The 25,776-nt window shown below is 64.3% G+C and carries 20 protein-coding genes and 1 pseudogene; 8 read left to right on the top strand and 13 right to left on the bottom strand.

The features are described 5' to 3' along the window. Positions 1–12: 12 nt before the first annotated feature. The 3 genes from GEM_RS20760 to GEM_RS20750 all read right to left on the bottom strand — a co-directional run bounded on the left by GEM_RS20760 (position 13) and on the right by GEM_RS20750 (position 5,115). Positions 13–1,932, bottom strand: a complete 1,920-nt coding sequence (locus tag GEM_RS20760) for a serine hydrolase domain-containing protein (RefSeq protein ID WP_014899350.1) — start codon at positions 1,930–1,932, stop codon at positions 13–15. Between the two features lie 9 nt (positions 1,933–1,941). Then, entirely contained in the window at positions 1,942–2,823 is an 882-nt protein-coding gene (locus tag GEM_RS20755; RefSeq protein WP_014899349.1) for a sterol desaturase family protein, read from the bottom strand. Positions 2,824–3,261: 438 nt separating this feature from the next. Then, on the bottom strand, positions 3,262–5,115 hold the full coding sequence (locus GEM_RS20750) for a hybrid sensor histidine kinase/response regulator (RefSeq protein ID WP_272148446.1): 1,854 nt from the start codon (positions 5,113–5,115) through the stop codon (positions 3,262–3,264). Positions 5,116–5,170: 55 nt separating this feature from the next. On the opposite strand from GEM_RS20750, the gene GEM_RS20745 reads away from it, so the two are divergent. After that, positions 5,171–5,830 carry a response regulator gene (locus GEM_RS20745; RefSeq protein WP_014899347.1) on the top strand — a complete coding sequence of 220 codons (660 nt, stop codon included), beginning with the start codon at positions 5,171–5,173 and terminating at the stop codon, positions 5,828–5,830. 54 nt (positions 5,831–5,884) lie between these two features. Here GEM_RS20745 and GEM_RS32315 read toward each other — a convergent pair whose 3' ends face one another. Together GEM_RS32315 and ilvA are read right to left on the bottom strand one after the other, a co-directional pair. Then, positions 5,885–6,352 (bottom strand): LWXIA domain-containing protein, encoded by a 468-nt coding sequence (locus GEM_RS32315; protein WP_272148453.1) that lies wholly within the window; start codon positions 6,350–6,352, stop codon positions 5,885–5,887. Continuing rightward, positions 6,332–7,909 (bottom strand): annotated as a pseudogene (gene ilvA / locus GEM_RS20740) (threonine ammonia-lyase, biosynthetic); the annotation flags it as partial. The gene GEM_RS32315 and the pseudogene ilvA, both read right to left, overlap by 21 nt. Before the next feature lie 594 nt (positions 7,910–8,503). On the opposite strand from ilvA, the gene GEM_RS20735 reads away from it, so the two are divergent. Together GEM_RS20735 and pal are read left to right on the top strand one after the other, a co-directional pair. Further along, a complete protein-coding gene (locus GEM_RS20735) occupies positions 8,504–9,748 on the top strand; it encodes a porin (protein WP_014899345.1) in 1,245 nt (414 codons plus the stop codon). 331 nt (positions 9,749–10,079) lie between these two features. Further along, complete coding sequence (gene pal, locus GEM_RS20730; RefSeq protein ID WP_014899344.1) at positions 10,080–10,571, top strand: peptidoglycan-associated lipoprotein Pal; 492 nt, start codon at positions 10,080–10,082, stop codon at positions 10,569–10,571. A gap of 87 nt (positions 10,572–10,658) precedes the next feature. Here pal and GEM_RS20725 read toward each other — a convergent pair whose 3' ends face one another. Further along, positions 10,659–11,246 carry a hypothetical protein gene (locus GEM_RS20725; protein ID WP_272148445.1) on the bottom strand — a complete coding sequence of 196 codons (588 nt, stop codon included), beginning with the start codon at positions 11,244–11,246 and terminating at the stop codon, positions 10,659–10,661. 108 nt (positions 11,247–11,354) lie between these two features. Here GEM_RS20725 and GEM_RS31920 point away from each other — a divergent pair, with 108 nt between their 5' ends. Then, on the top strand, positions 11,355–11,525 hold the full coding sequence (locus GEM_RS31920) for a hypothetical protein (protein ID WP_014899342.1): 171 nt from the start codon (positions 11,355–11,357) through the stop codon (positions 11,523–11,525). A gap of 92 nt (positions 11,526–11,617) precedes the next feature. On the opposite strand, the gene GEM_RS20720 is transcribed toward GEM_RS31920, so the two are convergent. From GEM_RS20720 to GEM_RS20710, 3 genes are read right to left on the bottom strand one after another with little or no spacing between them, the layout of a single operon-like run. Further along, positions 11,618–12,877 (bottom strand): cytochrome c, encoded by a 1,260-nt coding sequence (locus GEM_RS20720; protein ID WP_014899341.1) that lies wholly within the window; start codon positions 12,875–12,877, stop codon positions 11,618–11,620. Beyond that, entirely contained in the window at positions 12,874–13,563 is a 690-nt protein-coding gene (locus GEM_RS20715) for a (2Fe-2S)-binding protein (protein ID WP_014899340.1), read from the bottom strand. The genes GEM_RS20720 and GEM_RS20715 overlap by 4 nt, the downstream gene beginning before the upstream one ends. Continuing rightward, positions 13,560–16,439 (bottom strand): xanthine dehydrogenase family protein molybdopterin-binding subunit, encoded by a 2,880-nt coding sequence (locus tag GEM_RS20710; RefSeq protein WP_014899339.1) that lies wholly within the window; start codon positions 16,437–16,439, stop codon positions 13,560–13,562. The genes GEM_RS20715 and GEM_RS20710 overlap by 4 nt, the downstream gene beginning before the upstream one ends. Before the next feature lie 510 nt (positions 16,440–16,949). Between GEM_RS20710 and GEM_RS20705 the strand changes: the two genes are divergently transcribed. From GEM_RS20705 to GEM_RS30350, 4 genes are all read left to right on the top strand, one after another. Continuing rightward, positions 16,950–18,500 (top strand): sensor domain-containing diguanylate cyclase, encoded by a 1,551-nt coding sequence (locus GEM_RS20705; protein ID WP_014899338.1) that lies wholly within the window; start codon positions 16,950–16,952, stop codon positions 18,498–18,500. Positions 18,501–18,758: 258 nt separating this feature from the next. Continuing rightward, entirely contained in the window at positions 18,759–19,034 is a 276-nt protein-coding gene (locus tag GEM_RS20700; protein ID WP_014899337.1) for a hypothetical protein, read from the top strand. A 247-nt stretch (positions 19,035–19,281) separates the two neighbouring features. Next, entirely contained in the window at positions 19,282–20,316 is a 1,035-nt protein-coding gene (locus GEM_RS20695; RefSeq protein ID WP_014899336.1) for a succinylglutamate desuccinylase/aspartoacylase domain-containing protein, read from the top strand. Positions 20,317–20,350: 34 nt separating this feature from the next. After that, complete coding sequence (locus GEM_RS30350) at positions 20,351–20,590, top strand: type II toxin-antitoxin system MqsA family antitoxin (RefSeq protein WP_014899335.1); 240 nt, start codon at positions 20,351–20,353, stop codon at positions 20,588–20,590. A gap of 122 nt (positions 20,591–20,712) precedes the next feature. Here GEM_RS30350 and GEM_RS30345 read toward each other — a convergent pair whose 3' ends face one another. From GEM_RS30345 to GEM_RS31455, 4 genes are all read right to left on the bottom strand, one after another. Next, positions 20,713–22,608, bottom strand: a complete 1,896-nt coding sequence (locus tag GEM_RS30345) for a patatin-like phospholipase family protein (protein ID WP_014899334.1) — start codon at positions 22,606–22,608, stop codon at positions 20,713–20,715. Between the two features lie 304 nt (positions 22,609–22,912). Further along, entirely contained in the window at positions 22,913–23,482 is a 570-nt protein-coding gene (locus GEM_RS20690; RefSeq protein ID WP_014899333.1) for a hypothetical protein, read from the bottom strand. Positions 23,483–23,535: 53 nt separating this feature from the next. Then, positions 23,536–23,937, bottom strand: coding sequence for a hypothetical protein (locus GEM_RS31460; RefSeq protein WP_148283877.1), 402 nt, complete (start codon positions 23,935–23,937; stop codon positions 23,536–23,538). 29 nt (positions 23,938–23,966) lie between these two features. Further along, a complete protein-coding gene (locus GEM_RS31455; RefSeq protein WP_148283876.1) occupies positions 23,967–25,208 on the bottom strand; it encodes a hypothetical protein in 1,242 nt (413 codons plus the stop codon). Positions 25,209–25,776: the final 568 nt, after the last annotated feature.

The raw sequence follows: 25,776 nt of genomic DNA, 5'->3' as shown, positions 1-25,776 counted from the left end.
GCTTCACGCGGGTCATGACGCTCGCTGGCACTGCCATCCGGAAGCAGCCATCGTCTCGACGTTATTCACGGTCGTCATGCTGATTTCGAACAGATCGCGGCCCGGCATGACCGGTACCCTGACGGTCATGCCGCAGCGGTCGTCGGCCAGCGGCTTCAACAGCTGGTAGTTGGTGTGGGTGCCGCCGTCGGTACTGTAGGCGAATACGACATAACCCGGCAACGCGCCGAGGCTGCCCAGCGAGACGCGCAGCATGCCGGCGGACAACACCGACTGCGCCGACTCGTTGATCACGTTCCACGTCGAGTTCACGCGCGCCTGCCATGCGCTGTCGAGCGCCGGCAACGCCTGGAGCTGCTGTCCATACGGCGTGACGCGGAACACATAGCCCGAGCCGTCGACGACACGCTTGGTCAGATACCGATTGCTCAGCGCGTTGCCCGCATCGTCCGTGCCCGGCAGGATATCGAACCGGTACGACACGGTATCGCCTTCGCACCACCACCAGCCGTCGCTGCGGTACACGTATGGCGCGGCACCGGGGCCGACCGACACCCACGCGGTGCCGTTCCATTTCGTCAACGACAGACTGCCGTCCGCATTCACGGCAACTTGCATCGGCGTCGATTCGTTGCCGTAAACGCCGCTGACCGCGGACACGTCCGGCGACGCAGCCGCCGGCGGCGCACCGGTATTCACCCGCGCCGGCGCGCCGGCGATGCTGCCGTCCTCCTGCAACGCCTGCAGCAGGATCGCGGGGGCGATGCTGGCCGCGTCGTAGCCCGTGCTGCCGGTGATCATCAGCGCCATTTGCGCAGCCGGCAGCACGTAGAAATGGCTCGAAAAGAACTGCGTGCCGCCGCTCTTGTACGCCCCCGCGGCGCCGGCGGCGCGCAGGACCGGATCGTCGACGTCGTCCCAGCCCAGGCCAAACGCATACGCGTAGCCGAGCCGGGTCGACTTGATCTGCCACCGGTCGGTCTGGTCCGTCAGCATGTCGGCGATCCCCGCCGCCGACGCGATGCGTTGCCCCTGGAACAGGCCGTTGCCGATGAACAGTTGCGCGAGGTTCATCATGTCGAGCGGCGTCGTCGACAGGCCTCCCGTTGCATACGGATTCGAGAATTCCTGTCCGTACTGGGTGCCGTTCGCGTAGGCCAGCGCGAACTGGCCGCTGGTCGGCACGCTGGTCAGAAAGCCTGAATGCGTCATGTTCAGCGGCGCGAGGATGTTGCGCTGAACGAAATCCGTGAAGCTCAGCCCCGTGACTGCCGTGACCACGAGTTCGAATAGCGTGAAGCCGTCGTTGCAGTACACCGCGAACTGGCCCGGCGGATGATTCAGGTGCTCGTTGGCGAGCACCTTCTGCGCGGTCTCCGCATAGCCTGCAACCGGCGCATACGTGAACATGTTGTCGACGTTCTGGCCGGGCAGCCCGGACGAATGTGACAGCAGATGACGCGACGTGATCTGGGCGTACTCCGGCGACAACATCGAGAACGACGGCAGGTAGCGGACGATCGGCGCGTCGAGATCGATCAGCCCGCGATCCTGCAGGATCACGCCGGCCAGCGCCGCGATCACCTTGGTGACCGAACCGATGTTGTAGCGCGTCGTCGGCGTGGCGGCCACCGCCGGGCTGACCGAGGCATTCCCGAACGCCTGTGCCCACACCACCTGGTTGCCCTTGAGCAACGCGACGGAGATGCCGGCGAGGCTTTGCGGTCGGGCATCGAGCGCGGCCTGGATCGTCTGCTGCCCTGCGGCGATGGTTGCGCCATACGTCGATTGCTGAATCGTGTCCGCGCCGCCGCATCCCGGCAGCACCGCGGACAACAATCCCGCGCCCGCATATTCGAGGAATTGCCGGCGGCCGACGCTGGACGGTGCCGTGTCGCGGCGCGGGTGATGTGGATCGCGTGTGTGGGTCATATCGTCGTCTCAGGAAACCTGCTGTTCTGCCCGTCGCGCGTCGCGCGTGGTCAGGGAACTGCCGTCCGGGCTCCAGCCGGGCGGCCGGATCAGGTAATTGATCGCGGTGGGCACGCTCCCCGCCTTCGCGAGATCGCGCGCGATGTTGCCCCACTCGTAAAACGCGATCCTGAACGGATTGTCGGTGCCGATGCTCGACGTCAGGCCGTAGTGCGGCGTGAATCGCTCGGGCGTGTAAGACCGGAACAGCCGATCCCAGAGCATCGTGGTGCCGGCGTAGTTGGTATCCAGATACTCGAAATCGCTGCCGTGATGGACGCGATGCTGCGACGGCGTATTCAGCAGCGCCTCGAACCAGCGCGGCATCTTGCCGATCGCCTCGGTATGAATCCAGAACTGGTAGATCAGGCTCACCGACTGCATGAACAGGATCATCTTCGGATGGAACCCGACCCACGGCATCCACGCCCAGAACAGGAACGAGCCGGTGATCGTGCCCGTCCATGTCTGGCGCAGCGATACCGACAGGTTGTATTGTTCCGACGAATGATGAACCGAATGCGAGGCCCAGAACCAGCGCACCTCGTGACTCAGGCGGTGAAACCAGTAATAGCTGAAATCGTCCGCGAAGAAGCACAGCACCCACGCCCACCAGACGTTCGTTGGGATCGTGAAGATCCGGTGCTCGTACACCCAGCTCAGCACCGCCAGCACCAGGCCGCCGGTCAGGACACTGGCGACGAATGCGCCGATTGCGAGCGCGATGTTCGCCAGCGTATCGCGGGTCCGGTACAGCGACCTGCCAAGCACCGCCGCGAGCACGACTTCCACCACGATCAGCACCGCGAAGGCCGGGAACGCGGCCATCATGATATTGGGCAGATTTTGCATGACCGTTGCGCTCCAGGCCGGCGGGCAATGACGGCGACGCCATTGCCGTTCAAGGTTCGACCGCGATTTGCCGGTCGGCTCATGCGCAAGGTGAACGCGATTCAAGGTGCAGGCACGGCACCCTGTCGCGATGCAATCAGAAAGGACTACGCCCCGAAAAAGATCGGCCGCACGCGGACCGATCGGTGCTTGCGCGGCGCAGGTCGTGCCTGTGCCGTACCGACTCGATCGAACGTGCGGCCCGAACCGTGGGTTGGTCTCCCCGGTTATCCAGGCCTTCTTCTACACCCCGCGCCACTGTTTTTTTACGATTGCCAGCAGGTGCGAAGGTACTGCACCCGATTCGTTTGGGAAATACCGCATATGCAGTAGTTGCCTTGCCGGCCGCTGTCACGAACGCGTCACGCTCGGGTGTCGGCGCACGCGGGCACGATGCGGTCAGGCCGACGCGTCGATCAGGGCCTGCATTTCGTGCGGGTCGAGCGGCTTGTGCATGACGCGGAAGCCGCTCGACGAAGCGGCATGGATGCCCTCCGGCGACGTATCGCCGGTAATGATGATGGCCGGTATCTCGCGCTCGATGGACCGGAACACCGTGTGGACGACATCCGCACCGGTAACGTGCCCGGCCAGCCTGAAATCGGTCACGACCATGTCCAGTTCGGCGCGATGGGGGGTGGCAAGCTCGATCGCGCGCTCCAGCGATTGCGCGGCGATTACCGTGTGGCCCCAGGTTTGAAGCAGCGTTTGCATGCCGGCCAGCACGTCGCGATCGTCGTCGACGACGAGAATGGTTCTACCGCTGCGCTCGCGCCCGGCGTCCTGGCCACTGCCCGGCTGATGCGCGCCGGCCTCGCGCGACCGTGCATGGTCGGCCATCGCCAGCCGCACCGAGAACAGCGAGCCGCGGCCCGCCGTCGAACGCACCTGGACGCCGGCATTGATCAGCACGGCGGTGCGCTGCACGATCGCGAGCCCGAGGCCCAGCCCCTGCTCCCGGTCACGCGCCGCATTGCCGATCTGGTAAAACTCCCGAAAGATATTCGGCAGTTGATCGGCTTCGATGCCGATGCCGGTATCGAAGACCTGGATGTCGACGTCGGTGCCGCGCCGCCGGCAGGCCAGCAGGATGCCGCCGCGCGGCGTATAGCGCACCGCGTTCGACAACACGTTCGACAGGATCGTGTGCAGCAACACCGCGTCGGTTTCCAGCCAGATCGAGGTCGGCCGGATCCTGAGCGTCAATCCTTTGGCCTGCGCGGCCTGCCGAAACTGATTGTCGAGCGCATCGAGTTCCTGCTGCAGCGGAAAGCGGCGCGGTTCGACATCGATCACACCCGCATCCAGCCGGGAAATGTCCAGCAACACGTTCAGCAATTGCGACATGCCCTTCAACGCGGTCCGCAGCCGTTCGGCAATATCGGCGAGCGCGGTTCCGTCGACGGTCGGTGCCCGTGCCATCGCGCGCAGCGTCGCGATGTACAGGCCCAGCGCATGCGTCGGCTGGCGCAGGTCATGGCTGGCGGCGGCCAGGAATTGCGATTTGCTGCGATTGGCGAGTTCCGCGCGTTCCTTTTCCTCGGTCAGTTGCCGGATCAGGTCGACGTTCTCGAAGCGTAGCGACACGGCGTCGCGAACGGTACGCTGCAGCGTCCGGCTGAAGGCGAGATTGACCGCGAGCAGGAACAGCGACAGGAATCCGAGCACCGAAAACAGCGCGCTGCCATACATGAACGACCGGATCGCGAACGGCAGCACGGTCGGCAATGCGTAGGCCACGTAGGTCGGCCACCACGACGACAGCGACGCCACCGAGCCGCCGGTCATGCCGGCCAGCACGATACAGATCAGGGCCGTCACGATCGTGTTGTCCGGTGAAAAGAACAGCACGCCCATGGCCCCCCACAGGCAGCCGGACAAGCCCGCGAACACCAGGTATTTGCGCGCGCGGCGCCTGGCCGTCCCGGCAGGGTGTTCGCCCGCGCGGCGATCGCGCCAGACCATGACCGTGCGGATGGCGGTCAGCACGCAGATCGCCGCGGCCCACCCGAGCAGTGCGTGCCGCGACACCTCGTTCCACAACAGAAAGGTGGTCAGGCTGACCACGGCGATGTTGCCGAACAGGATCGGCGGCGACTGCCGGTACAGCGTATTCACCAGCTCCAGCTGCACGTGGGCACGATGTTCTTGCGCTATCCTTTTTGCCATTTCAGAATTGCGTAGCGGATCCGGCGTTGGACTGGTCGGGCGTCGATCTCGCCCGCCGCGTGACACGTCGCAACGGGGTTGCATCGTATTGTCGCAAAGGATTGCACTTCCGGGTGCCCCGGGAGAAGGCGAAAGAAAAATGAAAAAGATCGTGCTTGCCGAAGACCACGCCATTATTCGCGACGGGCTGAAGCTGCTGCTGAAGACGCGGGCAAACTGGACCGTGGTGGGGGAAACCGGCGACGGCCGGATGGTCGAGCCGCTGGTGCGCGAGACGCAGGCCGACTTGCTGTTGCTCGATCTCGATCTACCCGGCTTCCCCGGTCTCGACCTGGCGAAGCGCATCAAGGCGCAATCGCCGCAGACCAGGATCCTCGTCGTCACGGGCAATCAGAACCCGGCCACGGTCCGGGCGGCCGTGGCCATCGGCGTCGACGGATACATGCTCAAGCACGAAGATGGCGACGAGCTGCTGCGTGCCGTTTCGCTGGTGCTGTCGGGTATCCGCTATGTCAGCGATTCGCTCGCCCATGTCCTCGCGAACACCGGCGGCAGTACCGTGCCACCGGTCACGGCGCGAGAGAAGGAGATCCTCGTGCTGATCGCCAACGGACATTCCAGCAAGGACATCGCCATCAAGCTGAATCTCAGCGTGCTGACGGTGCGCAAGCATCGACAGAACCTGATGTCGAAGCTGTCGTTGCACAACGTTGCCGAAGTGATCGCGTATGCGCTGCGCGACGGCCTGACCGTGCTGCCGCTTTCCGACGATGTCAGCGCCGAGGCAATACTGCGTTGACGCCCCGGCCGCCCGTCGCCACTTGCCGACACATCCCGACCTGCCCGACGTCCGTCACCCGACGATGACCTGCTGCCCGACATCGATCGCACCCGGATTGCCCGCCAGGTTCCCGTTGAGCTGCAGGATCTCGTTGAGCGCGACGTTGATGCGCTGACCGTCCGACATCCGCTGCTGTTCGTCGGGCGGTACATGCGCCGCGGCAAGCAGCGATCCTTCGTGACGTTCGGCGATCGTCCACAACGCATCTCCGGGTGCCACATTTACCGTCAGCGGCGTCGCGCTCGGCGAACTCGTCTGAGGTTGCGACGGTTGCGCCGGCTGCGCACCAGGTGTCGACGATGCGGACGGCGTCGCGGACGCGTTCGGCTGCGCCGGCGGTGTCGTCGCACCGGGCGACGGTGAGAGCGGTGCGTTCGACGATGCGTTCGGCGTCGGCGTCGCGGAGCTCGAACTCGAAGGCTGCGGCAACGGACCGGACGGCTTATTCTTCTCGTCCTGCAGGAACAAGCGATAGGCCACGTTGTTGCCTTCCTCAACAGACGGATAGCCAAGCGTCGAGAGGAATCGGTCGAATTCCCCGTGATCGGCCGGCGGCACCTGGATGCCGACGAGGATCGAGCTGTAGTCCGCGCCCTGGTTGCGGTAGTGGAACAGGCTGATGTTCCAGTCCGGCGCCATCGACGACAGGAACTTCATCAGCGCGCCCGGCCGTTCCGGGAATTCGAAGCGGAACAGGCGTTCGTCGTGCGCGAGCGGCGAACGGCCGCCGACCATGTAGCGGATATGCTCCTTCGACAGCTCGTCGTGGGTCAGGTCGACGGTCCTGAAGCCGTTCGACTCGAAGTTCGCGGCGATCTCGGCAGACTCATCGCGCCGCTTGATCTGCACGCCGACGAAGAGGTGCGCGAACTGCGCATCGGCGATCCGGTAGTTGAACTCGGTCACGTTGCGATCGGCGACCAGCGCGCAGAAGCGCTTGAAGCTGCCGCGTTCCTCCGGAATCGTGACCGCGAACACGGCTTCGCGCGCCTCGCCAACTTCGGCCCGCTCCGCGACGAAGCGCATCCGGTCGAAGTTCATGTTCGCGCCCGACGTGACCGCGACGAGCGTCTGGTTCTCGATGCCTTCGCGCTCGGCATAACGCTTCGCGCCCGCGACCGCGAGCGCGCCGGCCGGTTCGAGCACGCTGCGGGTATCCTGGAACACGTCCTTGATCGCCGCGCACAGTGCGTCCGTGTCGACCGTCACGACGCCGTCCAGGTATTCAGCGCACAGCCTGAAGGTTTCCTCGCCGACCAGCTTCACCGCGGTACCGTCCGAGAACAGGCCGACCTCGGTCAGCTCGATGCGCCGGCCGGCCGCGAGCGACTGTGCCATCGCGCACGAATCCTCGGTCTGCACGCCGATCACCTTGATCTCCGGACGCACCGCCTTGACGTAGGTTGCGATGCCCGACGCCAGGCTGCCGCCGCCGATCGGCACGAAGATCGCGTGGATCGGGCCCTGGTGCTGGCGCAGGATCTCCATCGCGACCGTGCCCTGGCCGGCGATCACGTACGGATCGTCGAACGGGTGGACGAAGGTGAGATCGCGCTCGGCCTGCAGCCTGACCGCGTGCTGGTACGCGTCGCTGTACGACTCGCCCGCCTGGATCACCTCGACGCTCGGGCCGCCGTGCGCGCGCACCGCGTCGACCTTCACTTGTGGCGTCGTGACGGGCACCACGATCACGGCCTTCACGCCCATGCGCGCGGCCGAAAACGCGACGCCCTGCGCGTGGTTGCCGGCCGACGCGGTGATCACGCCGCGCGCGAGCGCGTCGGCCGGAATGTGCGCCATCTTGTTGTATGCGCCGCGCAGCTTGAACGAGAACACCGGCTGGTTGTCCTCGCGCTTCAGATAGACCGGGTTCCCCAGCCGGGCCGACAGATTGCGTGCGGGCTCGAGTGCGGTTTCGCGCACGACGTCGTACACGCGAGCGGTGAGAATCTTTTTGACGTAGTCGATCTGCGTAAAGCCTTGCACGCCCGAGTGGGGGTAAGCATCGACTGGACTTCGATATGAGGACACGGTCATTTCCTTCCGAGAGCGGGATTGATCGCCCTGCTGCGGAAATGAAAAACCCGCCTCAGGGGCGGGTTATCGTCATTGCGTCATGAACCGGATGCGCGCTAACCCACCATTCGAAGAATGGTGCGAATAATCAGCGCGATGGCGAGTGCTTGGCGGTTCATGCCTTGAAGCATCACCGATTGCCATTGCGGTTGTCAACTTGTTTCGAACGAACGCGATCGAGCATCGATCTCGATTCGCGGGCCAGAAATCGAGCGCCAGCTTGCCGCCGCCCTGCGTGCCGGACACGCAGACATCGGGTTCTTGCCCTCGGTACACACTGCTTCGCCGAGCACGCATTCGCGATGCGCCTGGACCGATGCGGCGGCCAAGCGTTCGAGGTACACGTTCGCGATGGCGGCTTCATGCCGCGCCGCTTCGATCGAAACGCCCCTGCATCGAAACCCTGCGATTCCAGCCGATTTCGCAGAGGACCTTTCCTGTGCAGCGCCTTAATCGACGGTCGCACGATCTCCAATAATGGCCGTTCGATCCGTCGGCCCGCGCGCCGGCGCGACCCACCGGCGATCGGGCCGGAGACCAACGATAAAAAATCCTATGCATTCCTATCAAATCAGCCGGCCTGCCGGCGTGCCGCGTGCCATCCGCCGTGGCCGCCGGACCGGCGCGCTCCCGGGGACCGTGATTGCCGCCTGCGCGGCCGCCTTCATCCCGTGCGCCGCGCACGCGCAGAGCAGCGTCACCCTCTACGGCCTGATCGATACCTCGATCACCTACGCCACCAGCCAGCGCACGCAAGGCGCCGGTTCGCCGGGCAGCGGCAGCGTCGCGCTGACGAGCGGCGCATTGAACGCGTCGCGGTGGGGGCTGCGCGGTCGCGAGGATCTCGGCGGCGGCACGGCGGCGGTCTTCGCGCTCGAAAACGGCTTCTCGGGCACGACCGGCAAGCTGTCGCAGAAAGGCGTCGACATGTTCGGCCGTCAGGCGTGGATCGGCGTGAGCTCGCGCACGGCCGGCACGCTCACGTTCGGCCGCCAGTACGACCTGATCCTCGATTTCGTGACCCCGCTCGGCGCGTCGGGGCCCGGCTGGGGCGGCAACCTCGCGGTGCACCCGTACGACAACGACGACTCGAACCGCAACCTGCGCATCAACCACGCGGTGAAGTACACGAGCCCGACGGTCCGCGGACTGACGTTCGGCGCGTTGTACGCGTTCTCCAACACGGCCGGCGCATTCTCCAACAACGCCGTGTGGAGCGCGGGGCTCGGCTATGAGAACGGGCCGCTGAAGCTCGGCGCCGGCTACCTGAAGATCAGCCGCGACCGCAATGCGCCGAACCCGGACGGCGCGCTGAGCACGGTCGACGGCTCGGCGACGATCACGGGCGGCAACCAGCAGATCTGGGCCGTGGCCGGCCGCTATGCGTTCGGCCCGCACTCGGTCGGCGCCGCGTGGTCGCACTCGGCCACCGACGGCGTGACCGGCGTGCTCCAGGGCAGCGGCATCACGCCGTTGAAGGGCGAATCGCTGGTGTTCGACAACTTCACCGTCGACGGCCGCTACTTCGTCACACGGGCGTTCAGCCTGTCCGCCGCGTACACGTACACGATGGGCCGCTTCGATACGCGCACCGGCCAGACGCGCCCGAAATGGAACCACGTCGTCGCGCAGGCCGACTATGCGTTCTCGAAACGCACGGACGCGTATCTCGAAGGCGTCTATCAAAGCGTGAGCGGCGGCAACGGCAATCCCGCGTTCAACGCAACCGTCTGGACGCTGACGCCGTCGGCCAACAGCAACCAGGTCGTCGTCGCGCTGGGCTTGCGGCACAAATTCTGACGCTTCCGCGGCGCACAACGCGCCCGCACCGGAAGCGTGCATCGACGCGCATCCTGCGGCGCTCGCGCAAGCAAGAATGCGTCCTGGCCCGTTCCCGCGTGAAATCGACGGAGAAACTGGTCACGCTGTGACATTTTTCCTAACCTAGTTACAGCGGCGCCGTGATTCGGCGTTCCGGTCGAAACAGTCTTTCATATGACACATCGCCGGCTGACGAAAGCGCGTCGCAGCGTGCACGGAAGCCGGCACTTTCGTGCCATCGCGCCGGACAGGTGACGTGGCAGTTCGCGCGCACCACGCTTTTCATGCAGTCAACTGCAGGAGATGCACGATGAGCAAGACGACGCGGTTTGCGGTCATGGCAGCCTTCGCGCTGCTGGCGGGTTGCCACCACGCGGCGAAAACGCCCGAGAATGCCGGCATGGCACCGACGCCCTCGAGCGAGACGGTCGCCACGGTGACGGCCGACGATCTCAACAATCCGAACAGCCCGCTCGCGAAGCGCAGCGTCTACTTCGATTTCGACCAGTACTCCGTGAAGCCGGAATACCAGACGCTGCTGCAGGCGCACGCCGACTACCTGCGCAGTCATCCGTCGCGCCGCGTGCTGATCCAGGGCAACACCGACGAACGCGGGACGTCCGAATACAACCTCGCGCTCGGCCAACGCCGCTCGCAAGCCGTGATGAGCGCGCTTGAAACGCTGGGCGTGCAGGCCTCGCAACTCGAGGCTGTCAGCCTCGGCAAGGAAAAGCCGGTCGCGACCGGCCACGACGAAGATTCGTGGGCGCAGAACCGTCGCGCCGATCTCGTCTATCGTTGATCGAACGCCGCGCTGCGGCGGCGTCCGCTCCGTGCCGCGTCCGGCGACTTCAGGTGAAGTCCCGGTCAAGCACAGGCAGCCGGGGCTTCATGCGCATTCGCTCGAGGTTCGGCGCCGCCGTTCGAGCCGCCGATGCAGCCAGTGAGACATCACCGCGGACGTCACGATCGAATCGAGCGTGGCGATCGCGTTGATGTCGCCGACCTTGTCGGCGCTCATCAGATACGCGCAAAGCAGCACGTATCCGGTCATCGCCCCGCCGCCCACCACCATCCCCAGCAACACGAACCAGCGCCGCCGGAGACGCGTGCCGATCGCGCCCATGATGCCGCCCGCGGCCGTCGCCGGCAGGAAATAGCCGAACAGGAACGACGCGAACAAGATCATCGGCACCATCTCGGCGCTGACTTTCAGCACGTCCAGCGACGGGCCGCCGATCAACGACCACGCGACCAGCATGACGAGCGGCCACACGAGCGCCGCGACCAGCGGTCCGCCGACGGCAAACGACAGGCAGCCGAGCACGACGGGACGGGACGGACGCGACGGTTTGCGCGGCGGGCGCTCGGCAATGGCACGCATGGCTGTTTTATCGGAACCGGAACGGCGGCGTGCCGGAGTGTACCAAGCCGCCGCGCCATGCAGCCGATCCGGCACCCTCGCGCGCGCCGACATGCAAAAACCTGGAATAAACCACTGCCCCGAAACGTTTCGTCATCGCGTGGTCGTCCGGTTCGTACGAACCGGCTTGTCCCGCGACCTGCGCACCGAAAGGGGAATGAAATGAAATCGGCAAGATTGGCCGCGGCGCTGATCGCGGCGCTGATGCTGGTGATGTCGGCAGGATGTACGTCGTCGGGCAGTGGCGTGTCGCCAGGGTCCGGCATGAGCCGCTACGGCGGCGCGGGCGGCAGCGGAGGGGGTAGTGGTGGCGGTGGTGGCGGCGGCTACTGACGCGCCGCAACCAAAGGGCGGGCGAGGCATCGCACGCACGCGCGGCCGGAAACCGGCCGCATCGCGCGCGACGCCCCGCCCTGCCATCCGACTTAACGCATCGCCTTCACGTCAGCCGGCGTGACGCTCGCGGGCTGGCCGCCCCACGTCGCGCGCAGGTAGTTCGCGAGCTGTGCGAGCTCGTCGTCGCTCAGCGTATGCGCGAAACCCGGCATCGGCTGCAGGTTTTCGAAGCCCGCGAACTTCTGCTCGTCGATGCCGTCGAGCATCGCGACCATCAGGTTGCGCGGGTCGCCCTGGCGTAGCGTCGAATTACCGTTCATCGGCACCGCCACGTGCGGCTTGCCCTCGCCGTTGAAGCCGTGACAGCCCGCACACACCGCTAGATACACCGAGCGGCCGGCCGCGAGTTGCGCGGCGTCGGCCGACACCGGCTTCACCGGCTGCGGCGCGGGCGGCGTATCGCCGAGCAGGTACACCGCCAGCGCGCGCAGGTCGTCCTTCGCCAGGTACTGCGTGCTCAGGTGCACGACCGGATACATTTCACCGAATGCCGAGCCTTGCGGCGCGATGCCGACGCCGAAGAACGTCTGCAGGTCGGCGCCGGTCCAGCCGCGCGCGGCCAGGCCGGCCGGCGTGATGTCCGGCGCAGCCACGCGGCCGAGCGCGGCACCCGCGAACGGCTTCGCGCTGTCCAGCTGGCCCGTGAACGCGCGCGGCGTGTGGCATTCCGCGCAGTGGCCAAGCGCGCCCGCAAGATAGCGGCCGCGCTGCCAGTCCGCGGACTGGCCGCTCGACGCGTCGGGCAGGCTGTCCTTCAGGAACACCATGTCCCAGAAGACCATGCCGAAGCGCAGGTTGTACGGGAACTTCAGCGCGTGCGCGCGGTTTTCCTGTGCGACCGGCTTCACCGTCATCAGGTACGCGTACATCGCGTCGGCGTCAGCGCGCGTGAGCTGCCGGTACGACGTGTACGGCATCGACGGATACAGCCGCTTGCCCGGCGCCTTGCCGTCGTGCAGCGCGGCATAGAAGTCGTCGGCGCTCCAGCTGCCGATCCCGTGATCCTTGTCGGGCGTGATGTTCGAGCCGTAGAACGTGCCGAACGGCGATTCGAGCGGTGCGCCGCCGGCGAACGGCGCGCCATCCCTGGCGGTGTGGCACGCCGCGCAGTCGGCGGCCTTGACGAGATAGCGGCCGCGCGCGACCTGGTCGGCACCGGGCGCGCCGGATGCGGCGCTCGAGGCCGGCGCGTCATGGCCGCCGCAGGCGGCGAGCAGCAGCGCACCGGCGGCCGCGAGCGCGGGCAAGCCAGCGGCCCGCACGACACGATGGGCGAATGTGCGTTTCATGCGGCGTCCTTCACGAGTCCCGGCGTCGTCAAAATCACGTCCTTGACGGCTTCGTAGTAGCGGACATAACCCGTGCAGCGGCAGATGTGCGCGTTCAGCGCGTCGGTGATCGTGCGCTCGACGTCGGCCTTCGCGATCGGCTCGCGCTTCAGGCGCTCGATCAGCACGGTCGCCGCGTTGACGAAACCCGGCGTGCAATAGCCGCACTGGAAGCTGAAGTGCTCGAGGAACTTCTGCTGGACCGGCGACAGCTCGACCACCTCGCCCGCGTCGTTGCGCTTCGCGTGCCCTTCGATCGTACGGATCGAGCGGCCGTGGAAGAAATGCGCGCCGGTGATGCAGGTCCGCATTTCCTCGCTCGTGCCGTCCGGCTTGTCGACGATCACGACGCATGCGTGGCAGATACCCTGCCCGCAGCCGAGCCGCGAACCGGTGAGGCCGGCGTACTCGTGCAGGAACTCGATCATCATCAGCCCCTCGGGCACCTGCATCGGGCCGACGGACTTGCCGTTGATGTTGACCGACAGCGGTTTCTGCTGGAACCGGACGAGCGGACGCTCGACGGCTGCCGGCGCGGCAGCGGGTGCCGCGGGGGCAGCGGGTGCAGATGCCGCTGCGGCCGAAGCCGCGTTCGGCGCAGCCGCGACGGCGCTCGCGGCCGACGCGGCGGTTTGGGCGGTCGTCATGCGAGCACCTCCTGAATCTTTTGCGGGGTCACCGGCAAATCGGTGAAACGATGGCCGATCGCGTGCGCGATGCCGTTCACGATCGCGCCGACGACGGGGATCATCACCACTTCGGCGACGCCCTTCGGCGGGTCGGTCTCGGACAGCGGCGGCAGGATGTCGCCCGTCTGCGACCACACGGCAACGTCGGTCGCGCGCGGCAGCTGGTAGCGGTTGAAGTTCCACGTGCCGTTGCCGGGGCCGTCTTCGTACAGCGGCAGGTACTCGTGCAGCGCATGGCCGATGCCCATCGCGAGGCCGCCCTGCAGCTGGCCCGATACGAGCTGCGGCGAGATCTGGTTGCCGCACTCCATGATCGAGTGGTGCGTCAGCAGCTCGACCTTGCCGGTCGCTTCGTGCACGGCCAGCTCGACGAGCGTGCCGACCGCCGTGTAATACGTGACAGCCGCGTTGTTGCGGCTCGTCGGCGGGATGAACACGCGCTTGCGGTCCAGCACGCGATAGCCGTTCGCGGTCGGCGCCAGCGTGCCGCGCAGCGCGGTCGCACCGGCCGGCGCGACGGTGCCCGGCACCGGGCCGTCGGCGTCGCCCGTCTTCGGCGCGCCGACCCGCAGCGACAGCCCGTCGATCGGCAAGCGTTCGACCGCCCCGCCCACTTCGAACTCGGCGTCGGTCCATTGCCAGCGGTTGAACACGTGCACGACGGCGCCGGTCGGCAGGCCGAGCGCATGCGCCTGCTTCGCGAGCTGCTCGAACGTCAGCGGCTCGAGGCCGTCGGCAGTCAGCTTGCCGTCGACCCAGCGCGCGTCCTCGAAGCGAATCGTGTACGGCGCGGCCTGGCCGCCGCCGAGGCCGCGCGTCCAGATCGACATCGCGGCCGGCCACAGCCCGTAGCGGAACACGGCGCGCGCGGCTTCGCGCGTGCTGTGCGTGAAGTAGTACGCGGAGTTGGTCGCGCTCGACGGCGACGCATAGCCCGGTGACCAGCGCGGATTTGCGCTCAGCCGATCCTGGTCGGCCTGCGACATCAGGTACGGATCGCCGCTCGTCTCGACCGGCAGGTCGGGCCATTCGGTCACGGCGACGCGCACCTCGGTCGCCGCGCGGCCGAGCCATTTTGCGACCGCGACGGCCTGCGACGTCGACATCCCGGTGCCGATCTCGGCCGCCGTGTGCTGCAGCGACACCTTGCCGTGCTCGTCGAACTCGACCTTCGCGAACGATGCCTCCGCGCCCGTGCCGAAATCCTTCTGCACGCACGCGAAGCCGACACCGTAGCGCTTGCCCGGGTTCGCGGCCTCGAATTCAGCCTTGCGCGCGGCCCGGCGCGTCCACAGCGGGTGCTGCTTCGCGCGTTCCAGCACTTCGTCGACGCGCAGCGCGCCGGCCGGAATCGCGCCCTGCGTGTTCTTCATCCCCGAGCGCAATGCGTTGCGCAGCCGGAAATCGATCGGGTCGAGGTTCAGCTGCGCGGCGATTTCGTCGACCGCCATCTCGGTCGCGGCCATGCTCTGCAGCGTGCCGTAGCCGCGCGCCGAGCCAGCGTCGATCGCGCGCGATGCGATCGCGACTGCCGCGAGGTCGCTCTTCGGGAAGTAGTAGATCGATTGCGCGGCCGTCGCGCCGACCATCGCCACCGACGGCGAGAAGTTCGAGCGCCCGCCGCCGTTCGCCTCGAAGTCGCCCTTGAACGACTGCAGGAGGCCCGTGTTGCGATCGACCGCGATCCGGTAATGCATCTTGAACGCGTGCCGCTTCAGCGACGTCTGGAACTGCTCGTAGCGGTCGTTCGCGAACCGCACCGGGCGGCCGTCCGCGTACAGCGCGCAGACGAGGCCGTAGAACGGCACGTTGCAGTGATCCTTCGAGCCGTAGCCGACCGTGTAGCACGGATGCACGAACAGCTTCTTCACCGGGAAGCGGCATTTCGCGACCATCGCCGCCGCGTTCTCCGCCACTTCGAGCGGCGACTGGGTCGGCACGACGAGGTGCAGCGACTGCGTCGCGGCGTCGTACCAGCAGTTCGCGTTGTCGGGTTCGAGCGCGGCCGTGTCGACCGACTGCGTGTTGTACTCGCGGTCGAACACGAGCCAGTCGGCCGATGGACGATCGAGTTCGGCGGCGATCTGGCCGGCCAGGAACATCCCCTGCTCGTCGAGCTTGCCGTGCTCCTTGCCGTCCGGCCATACCGGCAGGTGCTTGCGCATCATGCTCGGGAAGATCGGCGCGTCCTTCAGGCTCGAATAGACATCGTCGTCGTAGGCCGTCTTGCCGCCCACCCGCACGTAGCGGAACGTGCCCCACGGATCGCGCTCGAGCGGGCCCGTGACCGCGCCGTAGCGGATCACGTCGTCGCGGAACTTGAGCGCGTTCTTCGCGAAGCGGAAGCGCGCGAAGTCGTGGTAGATCAGGATCGCGACCGCATGGCCGAGATACGCGGGCGTCTTGCCGGCCGGCAACAGCATGTCGTCGCCGTAGAACGTCGGGAACGCGACGCCGTCGCGCGCGAGATCGTCGGCCGTGACCACGCGGTCCGGTTTCAGCTCGTCGCCGAGCAGCGACAGGTCGAAGCCTTCGTAGGTGCGGTCGGCCTGCGTGGCGCGCAGGATCAGCGCGTGCGACTGCTGCTGCGGCCAGTGCGGCATGTCAGCCGCGCGCACGTCGCGGGCGAATACTTTCGAGCCCGTGACCTTCGCGATGCCGTCGATGCGGAATTGGGGGATGCCGGTGACGCTATCCCATTTGACGGGGGTGAGGAGTTTTTCTTCGAAGAGCGCCGCGAATGCGCGGCTGCCGATGGGCGCGACGTAGACCGCGACGCCCGCCAGCACGCTGGCTTTCAGAAAACCCCGCCGTGACAGGCCGTGGTTTTTCATGTGGGGGAACCTCCTGATGCGGCTCGGACGGCGATCGGGTGTCGCGGCGTTCGGAGCGGCGCGCATTCTGGCATTGTTTTAGATATATCGCCTATAGTATTTCTCGCATGAAATACTTATTGAATTTCTTATAACGTGATTCAGACGGGCTGCGGCGCCCGGTCGCGGGCGGCTGCGTGCGTGGTTGCGTGGCGTCGGATCGATCGCCTTGGCCGCATCGATCGGCGTCGGCCGGTCGCGAGCACGTCGACCGGCAACGTGCGGCGCGCAGCGGAAACCGGTCTCCGGCCGGCGGTCCGAGATCGTCCCGCTGGCAACGATCCTGCCCCCGCGTCCGCGAATCCGCAAGGCGCACGCCGCCGTGGTTTACGACTACGCGTCGCCCCTAGGGTGGCACGCGCGGCCCATGTTTCATGGTAAGGTCATGCGCATCCGGCTCGCCGGTCATCCCGCCACGTGCCGTGCGGGGCCGCCAGCGATGAGTCGACATCGTGTCGAGGTCAAAAAGCCATGGCAGTCAAGGCACGCCTCCTGAATTCCGTTCTCGCCACTCCCCCCTGCGGCAATCACCGCGTGACGGCCGCGCTGCGCCCGTCGATGCTCGTCACACTGTTCGAGGACGTGCGCCCGATGGCGCTGTCCGGCGTCGCGAGCGCATTCGTCGCGGCGATCGCGTTGATCCGGCTGCAACAACTGTGGTGTCTCGCCTGGCTCGTCGTCGACGTCGGCCTGCTGGCCGCGCGGCTCGCGATCGCGCGTGCGTATGCGGTGCAGCGCGACGCCGGCGACGATCGCGTCGAGTACTGGGCGCTGCGCTATGCGCCCGTGTCGCTCGCCGCGTGCTTCGTGCTCGGTCTCGGCGTGATGGGCTGCGTGCAGGCGACCGACATCGAGCTCGGCACGCTGTCGGTGATGGTTGCGGGCGGCGTGTTCGGCGGCATCGCGTCGCGCAATTCGGCGCTGCCGCGGCTCGCGATGACGCAGGTCACGCTCGGCGTGCTGCCAATCGGCATCGGCGCGCTGCTGGTCAACCGGCCGGGCGGATGGTTGCTCGTGCCGCCGCTCGCGATCTATCTCGCGGCGATGCGCACGGTCGTCGAACGCCACTACCGCGTGCTGGTCGCGCTGATCGCCGCGCGCCAGCGCAACGCCGAACTCGTCGCGCGCTTCGACGCGGCCCTGACCTACATGCCGCACGGCCTGTGCATGATCGACGGCGACGGCCGCGTGATCGTCGCGAACCGGCGCACCGCGCAGCTGTTCGGCTCGCTGCGCGAGATCATGCTGGACACGCCGCTGCCCGATGTCATCGCGGCGCTCAGTGCGAACGCGATGGCCGATCCGCACAATGCCGGCCTGGCCGCGCAGTGCGCCGGCTGGCTGAACGGCGACGAATCCACGCCCTTCGACATCACGCTCGACGACGGCCGCGAGCTCGAACTGACGCGCCACCGCGTGCCGGACGGCAACGCGGTGATCATCGTCGAGGACGTCACGACGCGCCGCCGGACCGAGCAGCACATCCGGTATCTCGCGCGACACGACGCGCTGACGGGTTTGCCGAACCGCCACGAGCTGCATGCCGAGCTCAAGCGGATGCTCGCGCATCGGCCGCGCATGCCGAGCCCCGCGCTCGCCGTCATGTATCTCGACCTCGACGGCTTCAAGTCGATCAACGACCGGTTCGGCCACCAGGCCGGCGATGAAGTGCTCACGCAGGTCGCCGAGCGGCTCGGCAAGACGCTGCCGCACGGCAAGCTCGCGGCGCGCGTCGGCGGCGACGAGTTCGTCGTCGCAGTCGACGACACGACGGTGCAAGCGTGCTCGGGCCTCGCCGCGCGGATCATCCGGCAGATCTCGGCACCGTACACGCTGTCGATCGGCGCGACCGTCAGCTTCGGGATCAGCATCGGCATCGCGCTCGACGACGGGCACGGCTCGCCCGACGAACTGATCCGGCAGGCCGACAGCGCGCTGTACGACGCGAAGTCGGCTGGCAAGGGGATCTACCGCTTCTATTCGGCCGGAAGCCGCCCCGTCGCACCAGTCACCGCGAGCTGAGGCCGCGCGTATTTCAACGCCGGCCGCCGCGCTTCACGCCCCCTCCCGCGATTCATTTCCGAAACCCTTTGCGTGGTTCGATGCGGGCGCGCGTGTCGCCGCATCCGCCCATGTCACGTGACGTGTTCCGTAACATCGGCCCGCGCCGCACAGCACATTCGCCGCAGAAGCCCGCAAGATCGACGCGGCACGCGGCATTTCAGGACTGGCACCTTTATTGCTCCTTGACTCTGAAACAGGTTGTCACGGAGGCCTCACATGAATACCGTCGAAGTCCTCAGCCGTACCGACACGATCGATCAACTGGACGTGATCGACGGCGCATCGCTGATCCGGCGAATCGTGTCCGTGCGCCGCCCACCCGCCGCGCGCGAAGCCGCGTGCGTCGATCACCCGCCGCTGACGCTGTACGGCGCGTTTCGCCAGGGCGTCGCCGATCACGCGGCGCGGCGCGCCAATCCGTATCGCGCCGGCAGCCGTTTCTGGGCACTGTGGGAAGAAGGCCGTATCGAGGCTGAAACGTCGGGCCGTTGAAGCGATGGCACGCGTCGGCCCTGCTGCGGCAAGGGGCTGACGCGAACCACGGCGTACGCAGGAACACGGCTCGCGCGCCGGCATGCGTTTCAGCGCTGCAACATCGCGCGTGGCTGCTCGCATCGGGATTGCCACGCGTTCGCGTACAGGCGGTTGACGGCGCGCGGCATCGCCCGCCCCCCCGCGCACCGCGCGGCGGTCGTTTCCCGATAAGATGGCAGATTCCGTTCATCGAACGATGCCACCTATGACCGCTGCCTCCTCACACCGAAATCCCATCCACTGCGAAATCGATCTCGATGCGCCCGGCAAGCATGCGGGCTACCTGCGCCTGCCGCATTCCGTGCATCGCTCCGCCTACGGCTGGCTGCCGATCCCGATCGCGTCGATCCGCAACGGCGACGGCCCGGTCGCGCTCGTGATGGCCGGCAACCACGGCGACGAATACGAAGGCCAGATCATCGTGTCGCAACTGATGCGCGAGATCGACCCGGAGATGGTCAGCGGGCAACTGATCCTGCTGCCGATGGCGAATTTCCCCGCGGCCGATGCCGGCTTGCGCGTGTCGCCGCTTGACGAAGGCAACCTGAACCGCAGCTTTCCCGGCGACCCGACTGGCACGCCGACGCCGATGATCGCCCACTACATCGAGCATGCGCTGCTGTCGCGCGCGCAGTACCTGGTCGACTTGCATTCCGGCGGCAGCTCGCTGCTGTACCAGGGCGGCAACATGCTTGCGATCGACCCGCTCGACGACGACGAGGCCGCGAAGCTCAACGGGCTGCTCGTTGCATTCGGATTGCCGAACGCGCTGCTGCACGCGCCGAACCCGGTGCATTCGGCATCGGCCGCGCGCCGGCAAGGCGCGATCTCGATCGTGACCGAACTCGGCGGCGCCGGCATGGCCGATCCTTCGCTGATCCGGCTCGGCCGCCACGGGCTGCTGCACTACCTCGGCCATATCGGCCTGCTGCACGGCGCGCTCGTGCCCGACGCGCCGCCGACCGTCACGCGTTTCCTGCGCGTCGACGGCGATCGTCATTTCGTCTATGCGTACGAACGCGGGCTGTATGAGCCGCTCGTCGAGCTCGGCGACCAGGTGAAGGCCGGGCAGCCGGCCGCGTGGGTGCACTTCCCCGATACGCCGCTGCGCGAACCGGTGCTGCATCGATTCAAGGGCGACGGTGAGGTGGTGTGCAAGCGCGTGCCGGCGCAGGTGCAGCGTGGGGATTGTTTGTTTCAGTTGGCGGAAGCGTCGACGCCGGCGCGGGTCATCGGGTGACGCGCCCGATTGAATCGTTCAGGAATCCACGAATATGAAATGCCCTGCCTGCGGCCGTGCCGAACTGATTCGAGACACACGCGATATTCCGTACACTTTTCAGCGCGAATCCACCATCATCCCGCGCATAACGGGCGACTTCTGTCCGGCATGCGGGGAAGAGGTGCTCGATATCGAAAATGCGAGTCGTCTTGGCGATGCGGTGACACGGTTCGCTACGCAGGCGACCGAAACGCACGTCATGGTTCGATGGGATGAACCACTGCTCACATGACGCAGCATGACCGCTATCGACCCTAAGCGGTCATCTGGGTCGGCGCCGCAGTAATGGCCGCCTCAAAACGCAAGCGGCCATTCGCTCGATCAGCCCAATGTATCCAGTTGCGCTGCGCCGATCTACTGGTGTGCGATTGTTTCGCCGCCAGGAGCCGGCTTACATGGCGACCAAGTATCGGCGGCTTTGCCGATGGAAAACGCACGGCGCCCTCGTGCGGCGATCTTGTACGGTATCTGCACGCACTCCTGAACCTGCGAGACCAACTGACGAGCGTTCGAATCCCAAGCGAAGCGACGGCTTGCTTCACGCCCGAGTTCGCGGTATGCCCAGAAGAAATAGCTACTTGCCCGCAGCGTCATCCCGACCGTGTCGATTTGTGGAAAGAGCATATAACCGTCGTCCTTGTTTACAACGCTCGAGTTTTCCCCGTAAAACATGGTGAGGAAGCAAGAGGCATCGTTAATCGACTCTTCGCATTTCTGACTATTCAGTGCGGCTTTGTACTTTAGTTGGTCCCAAGCAAGCTTGATATACCAGATTTGAATCGGCCTTTCATTGGCGGGCGCGGCATCACGTCGAATTTCCCCACGCATCACCGGATTGAACCACTCAGATGTGTTATAGCCCCTCTTGATGCCGCTCCGAGCCGGATTACAAACGTCGGCCAGCTTTCGTAGATTGTAAACGGAAAGCGTTTGGCCTTCTTTAGCCAGTGCTTCTCTCACTCGACACAGCGATGTCAGTTCTCCGGCTGGATCCTGTTCACCATCGACAACAATGATATTAGGTACCCCGCGACGGACCAGGCTATATAGACCAAGGTTGTCTTCACTGCCGCCATCGCTCAAGTGGATGGGCTTTTCCGACAACTGCGGTAGGTTGATATCCTTTCCCCATGTTGCAGCGCCAGGCACTACGAGATTTGCGAGATGTAGCAAACGTTCGTTGTCTGATCCGACTGTCGCCCCCTGCGCGTCCATGAATGCCGCAGAAAGGCGAACTGCTGTCAAGATATCTACTGGCATTTGTCCACGGGTAAAGCCAGTCACGTCGCTACCGTACGAGAACGGCGTCATCTCGAAGATCGTTTGCGGTGTTGGGTCCAGCGTGGCCTTTCCGGTTTTTGCGTTAAGAATCCACAGCGGAACTGAGTCACCCTCCTGTGTGTATTCCTGCAACTGCGCGATTGACGTCAACCGATCTCCCGGAGCCCTCTTCCAATCGTATTCAATTTCGACTCCGCGAGAATCAAGATTCAATGCAGGCCGCGGCATAGGATTCGCCCCCCACACTCGTTCGACTCCTTCCTCGTACCAAGCCCCAATCGTCTCGTGGTCGCCGCCCCAAAATCGGGTTGCCCGCCCGAGTAACTTCAACGTGCGGCGTAATGTTAGGGTATCTTCGAGGCTTTTTCGCTGCGGGTCTCCTGTAATCGTAGAAGGCCGCTCGACAAAAAGGTTTGGAAATCTTGCGAGATAGGCTTGCCATCTGTAAGGATCACCCGGCAGATAGTGAACGGAGTTGTCCGCCCCACAAATATTCCGAAGCCGTCTGTCCGCAGCGTGAGCTTGCGATGTCGCAATTGCTTGTAAGGGAACCTGTCCCGGACCTCCGTTTGCCAGCCAAGCCGGAAAACAGTCAGCGAATATGGCACGATAGTCACGGCCCTCAGAAGCGGCTGCAAAGCGGTGCGTGAAATACCAATAAGCCGCGTAACCGCCGCCTGAAACCGAAGAGACGATTTCAATGTGTTCAAGCAGGTGCGCATCGTTAAGTCCCTGTAGCACCCCGTGAGCGAAATATCCCGCCCTCGTTCCTCCACCAGATAGCGCTAGGCCGATTTGGGGAGCCGCCTTGTCCGGGTGTTCGAAGGAAAAGAATGATGCGCGCTGTTCAGGGCTTGCAATGGATAACGGGGGCGGGCAGAAGCGTTCTGGAGAAGTGCCGCTCTGACACGCGGCAAAACTGGAACGAAAGACAACAAGACCAATGAGGCATAGCAGGTCCCACTTCATAGCAATCTCCTCCCGTCGGATCGGTCCCGCGCACCGTATATCAAGTTAGCTTAAGTTTTGCAGCTTAACGAGGTTAGATATGGAGAATAAAGACGCCGATTTGCTGCTTACCGCACAGACACTATCGTGAACTGGACTGGCTGCCTCCCGGAGCGAAACGGACGCGCGAATGTCCCAGCTAAGCGGCAACTGACTGGCGCTTCATGGCCGAACGCGGCCGGCCGCCGCTCGGTGACGCACGACCGGCGCATCTCGACCCGGCTGAGTCATCTAGTTGGCCTGGCCGGTGACGGCTGCTTTCGAATTACGACCGATGCTCGTCCTTGACGATACCGATACCGTCTGACACCGGAATAGTATCCGGCCCAACAGGAAGCGTATTCGGCTGCCCACTATTTCCGATAGCGGCGAGCACTTCGCCCATAGACAGTTTCTTGGGGCGCGTCCCATCGGGATAGACGCGCTGGTAGATTGCTTGATTCTGTGGCGTCTTGCCAGCGAAGATGATTTTCCACTCTTGTGCGTTCTGACCGCACGTGTGGATAACGTTTTCGACTGCCTTACGGTAGCGCTTGCCGATCATCTTCCGATCATTGGCTTCGACGCTTTCCCACTTGCCCAGCCCAGCTTCGCAAAAGATGTCCTGGACTTGGAATTCGTCTTGCGCCATTCCCCACCCAGTGAAAGTGCGCTGCGCCATTTTCTCAACATAGGCGTTGATCTTGATGTCGCGCTGCTCGGAATCCTCTTCGGTTTCCAGATCACGTTCAATTAGACGCACGATATATTCCTCGAACGTCTTCTTGTCGGTCAGGGCTTTGTCGAGCCCATCACGCATCAACAACTCAGGTATTTGAACCGTCACTGCGACCATCTCTGTTCTCCGTCGATAGGATGAGTTCATCATAATGCAGTCGTCAGGTGTTATCAATAGCTATCATATTGTTTTGCTTTCTTTTTTAAAACAATAAAATCCTTGCTTAGGCAAGGACCTCGCAGTGCTTCTTCGTCAGGCTGCACCACGACTTCTTGCTGTGTTGGTTTGACTCCTTTCAGATAGCAAGCGACGCTGGATGGTCCGTGCCGCCAGTCGAGTGATTGTCTCTTCCTGGCCGTCTGGAGCCCAATGCACTTGGCAGTAGCCGACCCGAACCTGACTTTCGCTTTGGAGAAAACGTAGCGGCTGCTTCCGGAGAAAAACGGCCCTCCGCTTCGGACCTCGCACGACAAGTCACCCTCGCATCGGCGATCAGGGAGCGCCGTGATCTTGACGATCCGGCGCACCTTCGCCGAAGCGGTGAGCAGATGAATCGGCTTCACCGGTCGCATCGCTCGTCGCCTTGGCGAAGCAACCGCGGCTATGCTGTCTCTGACGGACGCAGTTCTCGCAACTTCCGCGCAAGGGATGGACGCCCGGCCTTCACCAATCCATCTGCGACCATGTCAAGAATGGAGATCCTTGATAGCAGATGGTCCACGGCTTCCCACGTAAGGGTCTCGCCCAACGTCGAGGTGGTGTTGGCCAGGAGCCCTTCGTGGTGTTCGCCTAACACTTGATCCCTTCCCAAATAGTAGAGCGTCTGTATTTCCGCGAATTCTTGTACTGTTAGCAGTGCGGAGATCGATTCAAAAAGCCGTTTGCGGCGTAACCCCTGTTCTTTGTATTTCTCGAAATCGCGATCAAAGTAATCCAATCCGAGGCCATCGCCTCCGTCGGTTTCCGGCTTGCTAGCCACCCAAAGCCGCATGGCCTCGATTGCTTTCTCATCACTGATATACTTAAGGCCTGTTTCCTTTCCGATCAAGGCCGCGAGGGGCCGCGATTGCCGGATCGAATCTATGGCATCGGAAAACTTACGGCCGCTTAGACCGTATTGCTTCATGACCTGAACTTTCTTCTCGAGGAAGCTCTCATCATTCCACGCTGATTGATCTCCCATGAAAATCGCGATAGCTTCGAGATCTTTGCGTGAACAATGCGAAGTATGCGTCCCCGTCAGCCGCTCCTCTACAATGTCTTGAACACGGTGTTTAAGGCATTGAAGGATCTCGCTGAGGTTCCCGATACTGTTGCGCACATGTTGGAGATTAATAACAGCAACATCGGACAAGCTAATTTGACCATCCCTATTAAGCGCGTAGCGAAGCTCTTGACCGTCATCGTCTACGGCCGCCAAGCTTCTAACAAATGGCTCAAGGTCGGAAACGGTTTTTCTCAACGATGCGTCTCCGAGGGCGGCATTGGGGCCGACCCCTGCGGATTGCAGATGTTGCCAATGACCATCAATGTCGTGATTAACTGGAAAGCCTTGGGTAAGCATCCCTGACTTGTGCAGGCGGTCAATTGCATATTTCAGCGACAGTTCAAGACCGTGCCGGCAGTTATAAAGTATGGGCATAGCCAACGTATCGCGGCTGCCAATCAAGCGCTTGTCAATAACGGCGCTTGCGAGTTCAAGCGCTGCCTCAAGATAGCCGTCAACATAATTTTCAGCGTCACCTTGGATACCTACACAGGCATTCCATTCCCCATCGTAAATCGTCTCAAAAAAGGGATCCAGCGCCTTTGAGGTGGCACCAACGTTGTCTTCTTTTTTCATATAGATTTTGCCGAGGCGATCAGTCGCCCGCCAGTATGCCAACACACCGCGGTAACGTCACCTGGTTCTCAAGCGACTCAGCCCCGATGACCTTGAAGGTCTGCCTCCAAAGGCGGAACCGACGCGGGATGTTCGGAGTCGCCCTACTGCCGAATGTTGCTTGTTTGCCGGTGCCGGAAGGATCGGATTCGAAGTAGCACTCCCGCCCGAACTGCGTCGTGCTCTAGCCACATTGCCCACATATCAACCGAACGATCGCCGACAACTCCGGAGTTGGTGCCTGTACCCGTGGTACGCGCCGTTCGCTGCCTATGGATACAGGGACCGAAAAAGCAGCGTTCAGCTTCCAGGAGCGAATGGCCGATTGCCGGGTATAGTGTTGAAAAACTCTTCCGTCAGGTGCCCGGGCAAGTTTTCGGGAGTCGTCTTACCCCTAGCCGATGCTCACGGGCGGCTTGTAGAGCGATCTGAGAGGCTGATTTTTCTCGGCGCGGTGCGCCCGCGGGCAGAAGTGAGTTTTTCAACACTATCCGGGTACAGCCGACGCTTGAACGTCAGGGAAACAAAA

It is taken from the genome of Burkholderia cepacia GG4 (genome assembly GCF_000292915.1).
GTDB classification, from domain to species: Bacteria; Pseudomonadota; Gammaproteobacteria; order Burkholderiales; family Burkholderiaceae; genus Burkholderia; species Burkholderia cepacia_D.
This window is presented reverse-complemented; position numbering and strand designations above follow the sequence as displayed.

Excerpts from the sequence above, each read along its gene's own strand:
- GEM_RS31460 (WP_148283877.1), bottom strand. The coding sequence starts at position 23,937 with ATGCGACCGGTGAAGCCGATTCATCTGCTCACCGCTTCGGCGAAGGTG.
- GEM_RS20750 (WP_272148446.1), bottom strand. The coding sequence starts at position 5,115 with ATGCAACCCCGTTGCGACGTGTCACGCGGCGGGCGAGATCGACGCCCG.
- GEM_RS20755 (WP_014899349.1), bottom strand. The coding sequence starts at position 2,823 with ATGCAAAATCTGCCCAATATCATGATGGCCGCGTTCCCGGCCTTCGCG.
- GEM_RS20695 (WP_014899336.1), top strand. The coding sequence starts at position 19,282 with ATGACCGCTGCCTCCTCACACCGAAATCCCATCCACTGCGAAATCGAT.
- GEM_RS30345 (WP_014899334.1), bottom strand. The coding sequence starts at position 22,608 with ATGAAGTGGGACCTGCTATGCCTCATTGGTCTTGTTGTCTTTCGTTCC.
- GEM_RS20745 (WP_014899347.1), top strand. The coding sequence starts at position 5,171 with ATGAAAAAGATCGTGCTTGCCGAAGACCACGCCATTATTCGCGACGGG.
- GEM_RS20700 (WP_014899337.1), top strand. The coding sequence starts at position 18,759 with ATGAATACCGTCGAAGTCCTCAGCCGTACCGACACGATCGATCAACTG.
- GEM_RS31920 (WP_014899342.1), top strand. The coding sequence starts at position 11,355 with ATGAAATCGGCAAGATTGGCCGCGGCGCTGATCGCGGCGCTGATGCTG.
- GEM_RS20690 (WP_014899333.1), bottom strand. The coding sequence starts at position 23,482 with ATGGTCGCAGTGACGGTTCAAATACCTGAGTTGTTGATGCGTGATGGG.
- GEM_RS30350 (WP_014899335.1), top strand. The coding sequence starts at position 20,351 with ATGAAATGCCCTGCCTGCGGCCGTGCCGAACTGATTCGAGACACACGC.
- GEM_RS20735 (WP_014899345.1), top strand. The coding sequence starts at position 8,504 with ATGCATTCCTATCAAATCAGCCGGCCTGCCGGCGTGCCGCGTGCCATC.
- GEM_RS20720 (WP_014899341.1), bottom strand. The coding sequence starts at position 12,877 with ATGAAACGCACATTCGCCCATCGTGTCGTGCGGGCCGCTGGCTTGCCC.
- GEM_RS20760 (WP_014899350.1), bottom strand. The coding sequence starts at position 1,932 with ATGACCCACACACGCGATCCACATCACCCGCGCCGCGACACGGCACCG.
- GEM_RS31455 (WP_148283876.1), bottom strand. The coding sequence starts at position 25,208 with ATGAAAAAAGAAGACAACGTTGGTGCCACCTCAAAGGCGCTGGATCCC.
- GEM_RS20710 (WP_014899339.1), bottom strand. The coding sequence starts at position 16,439 with ATGAAAAACCACGGCCTGTCACGGCGGGGTTTTCTGAAAGCCAGCGTG.
- GEM_RS20725 (WP_272148445.1), bottom strand. The coding sequence starts at position 11,246 with ATGTCGGCGCGCGCGAGGGTGCCGGATCGGCTGCATGGCGCGGCGGCT.
- pal (WP_014899344.1), top strand. The coding sequence starts at position 10,080 with ATGAGCAAGACGACGCGGTTTGCGGTCATGGCAGCCTTCGCGCTGCTG.
- GEM_RS20705 (WP_014899338.1), top strand. The coding sequence starts at position 16,950 with ATGGCAGTCAAGGCACGCCTCCTGAATTCCGTTCTCGCCACTCCCCCC.
- GEM_RS20715 (WP_014899340.1), bottom strand. The coding sequence starts at position 13,563 with ATGACGACCGCCCAAACCGCCGCGTCGGCCGCGAGCGCCGTCGCGGCT.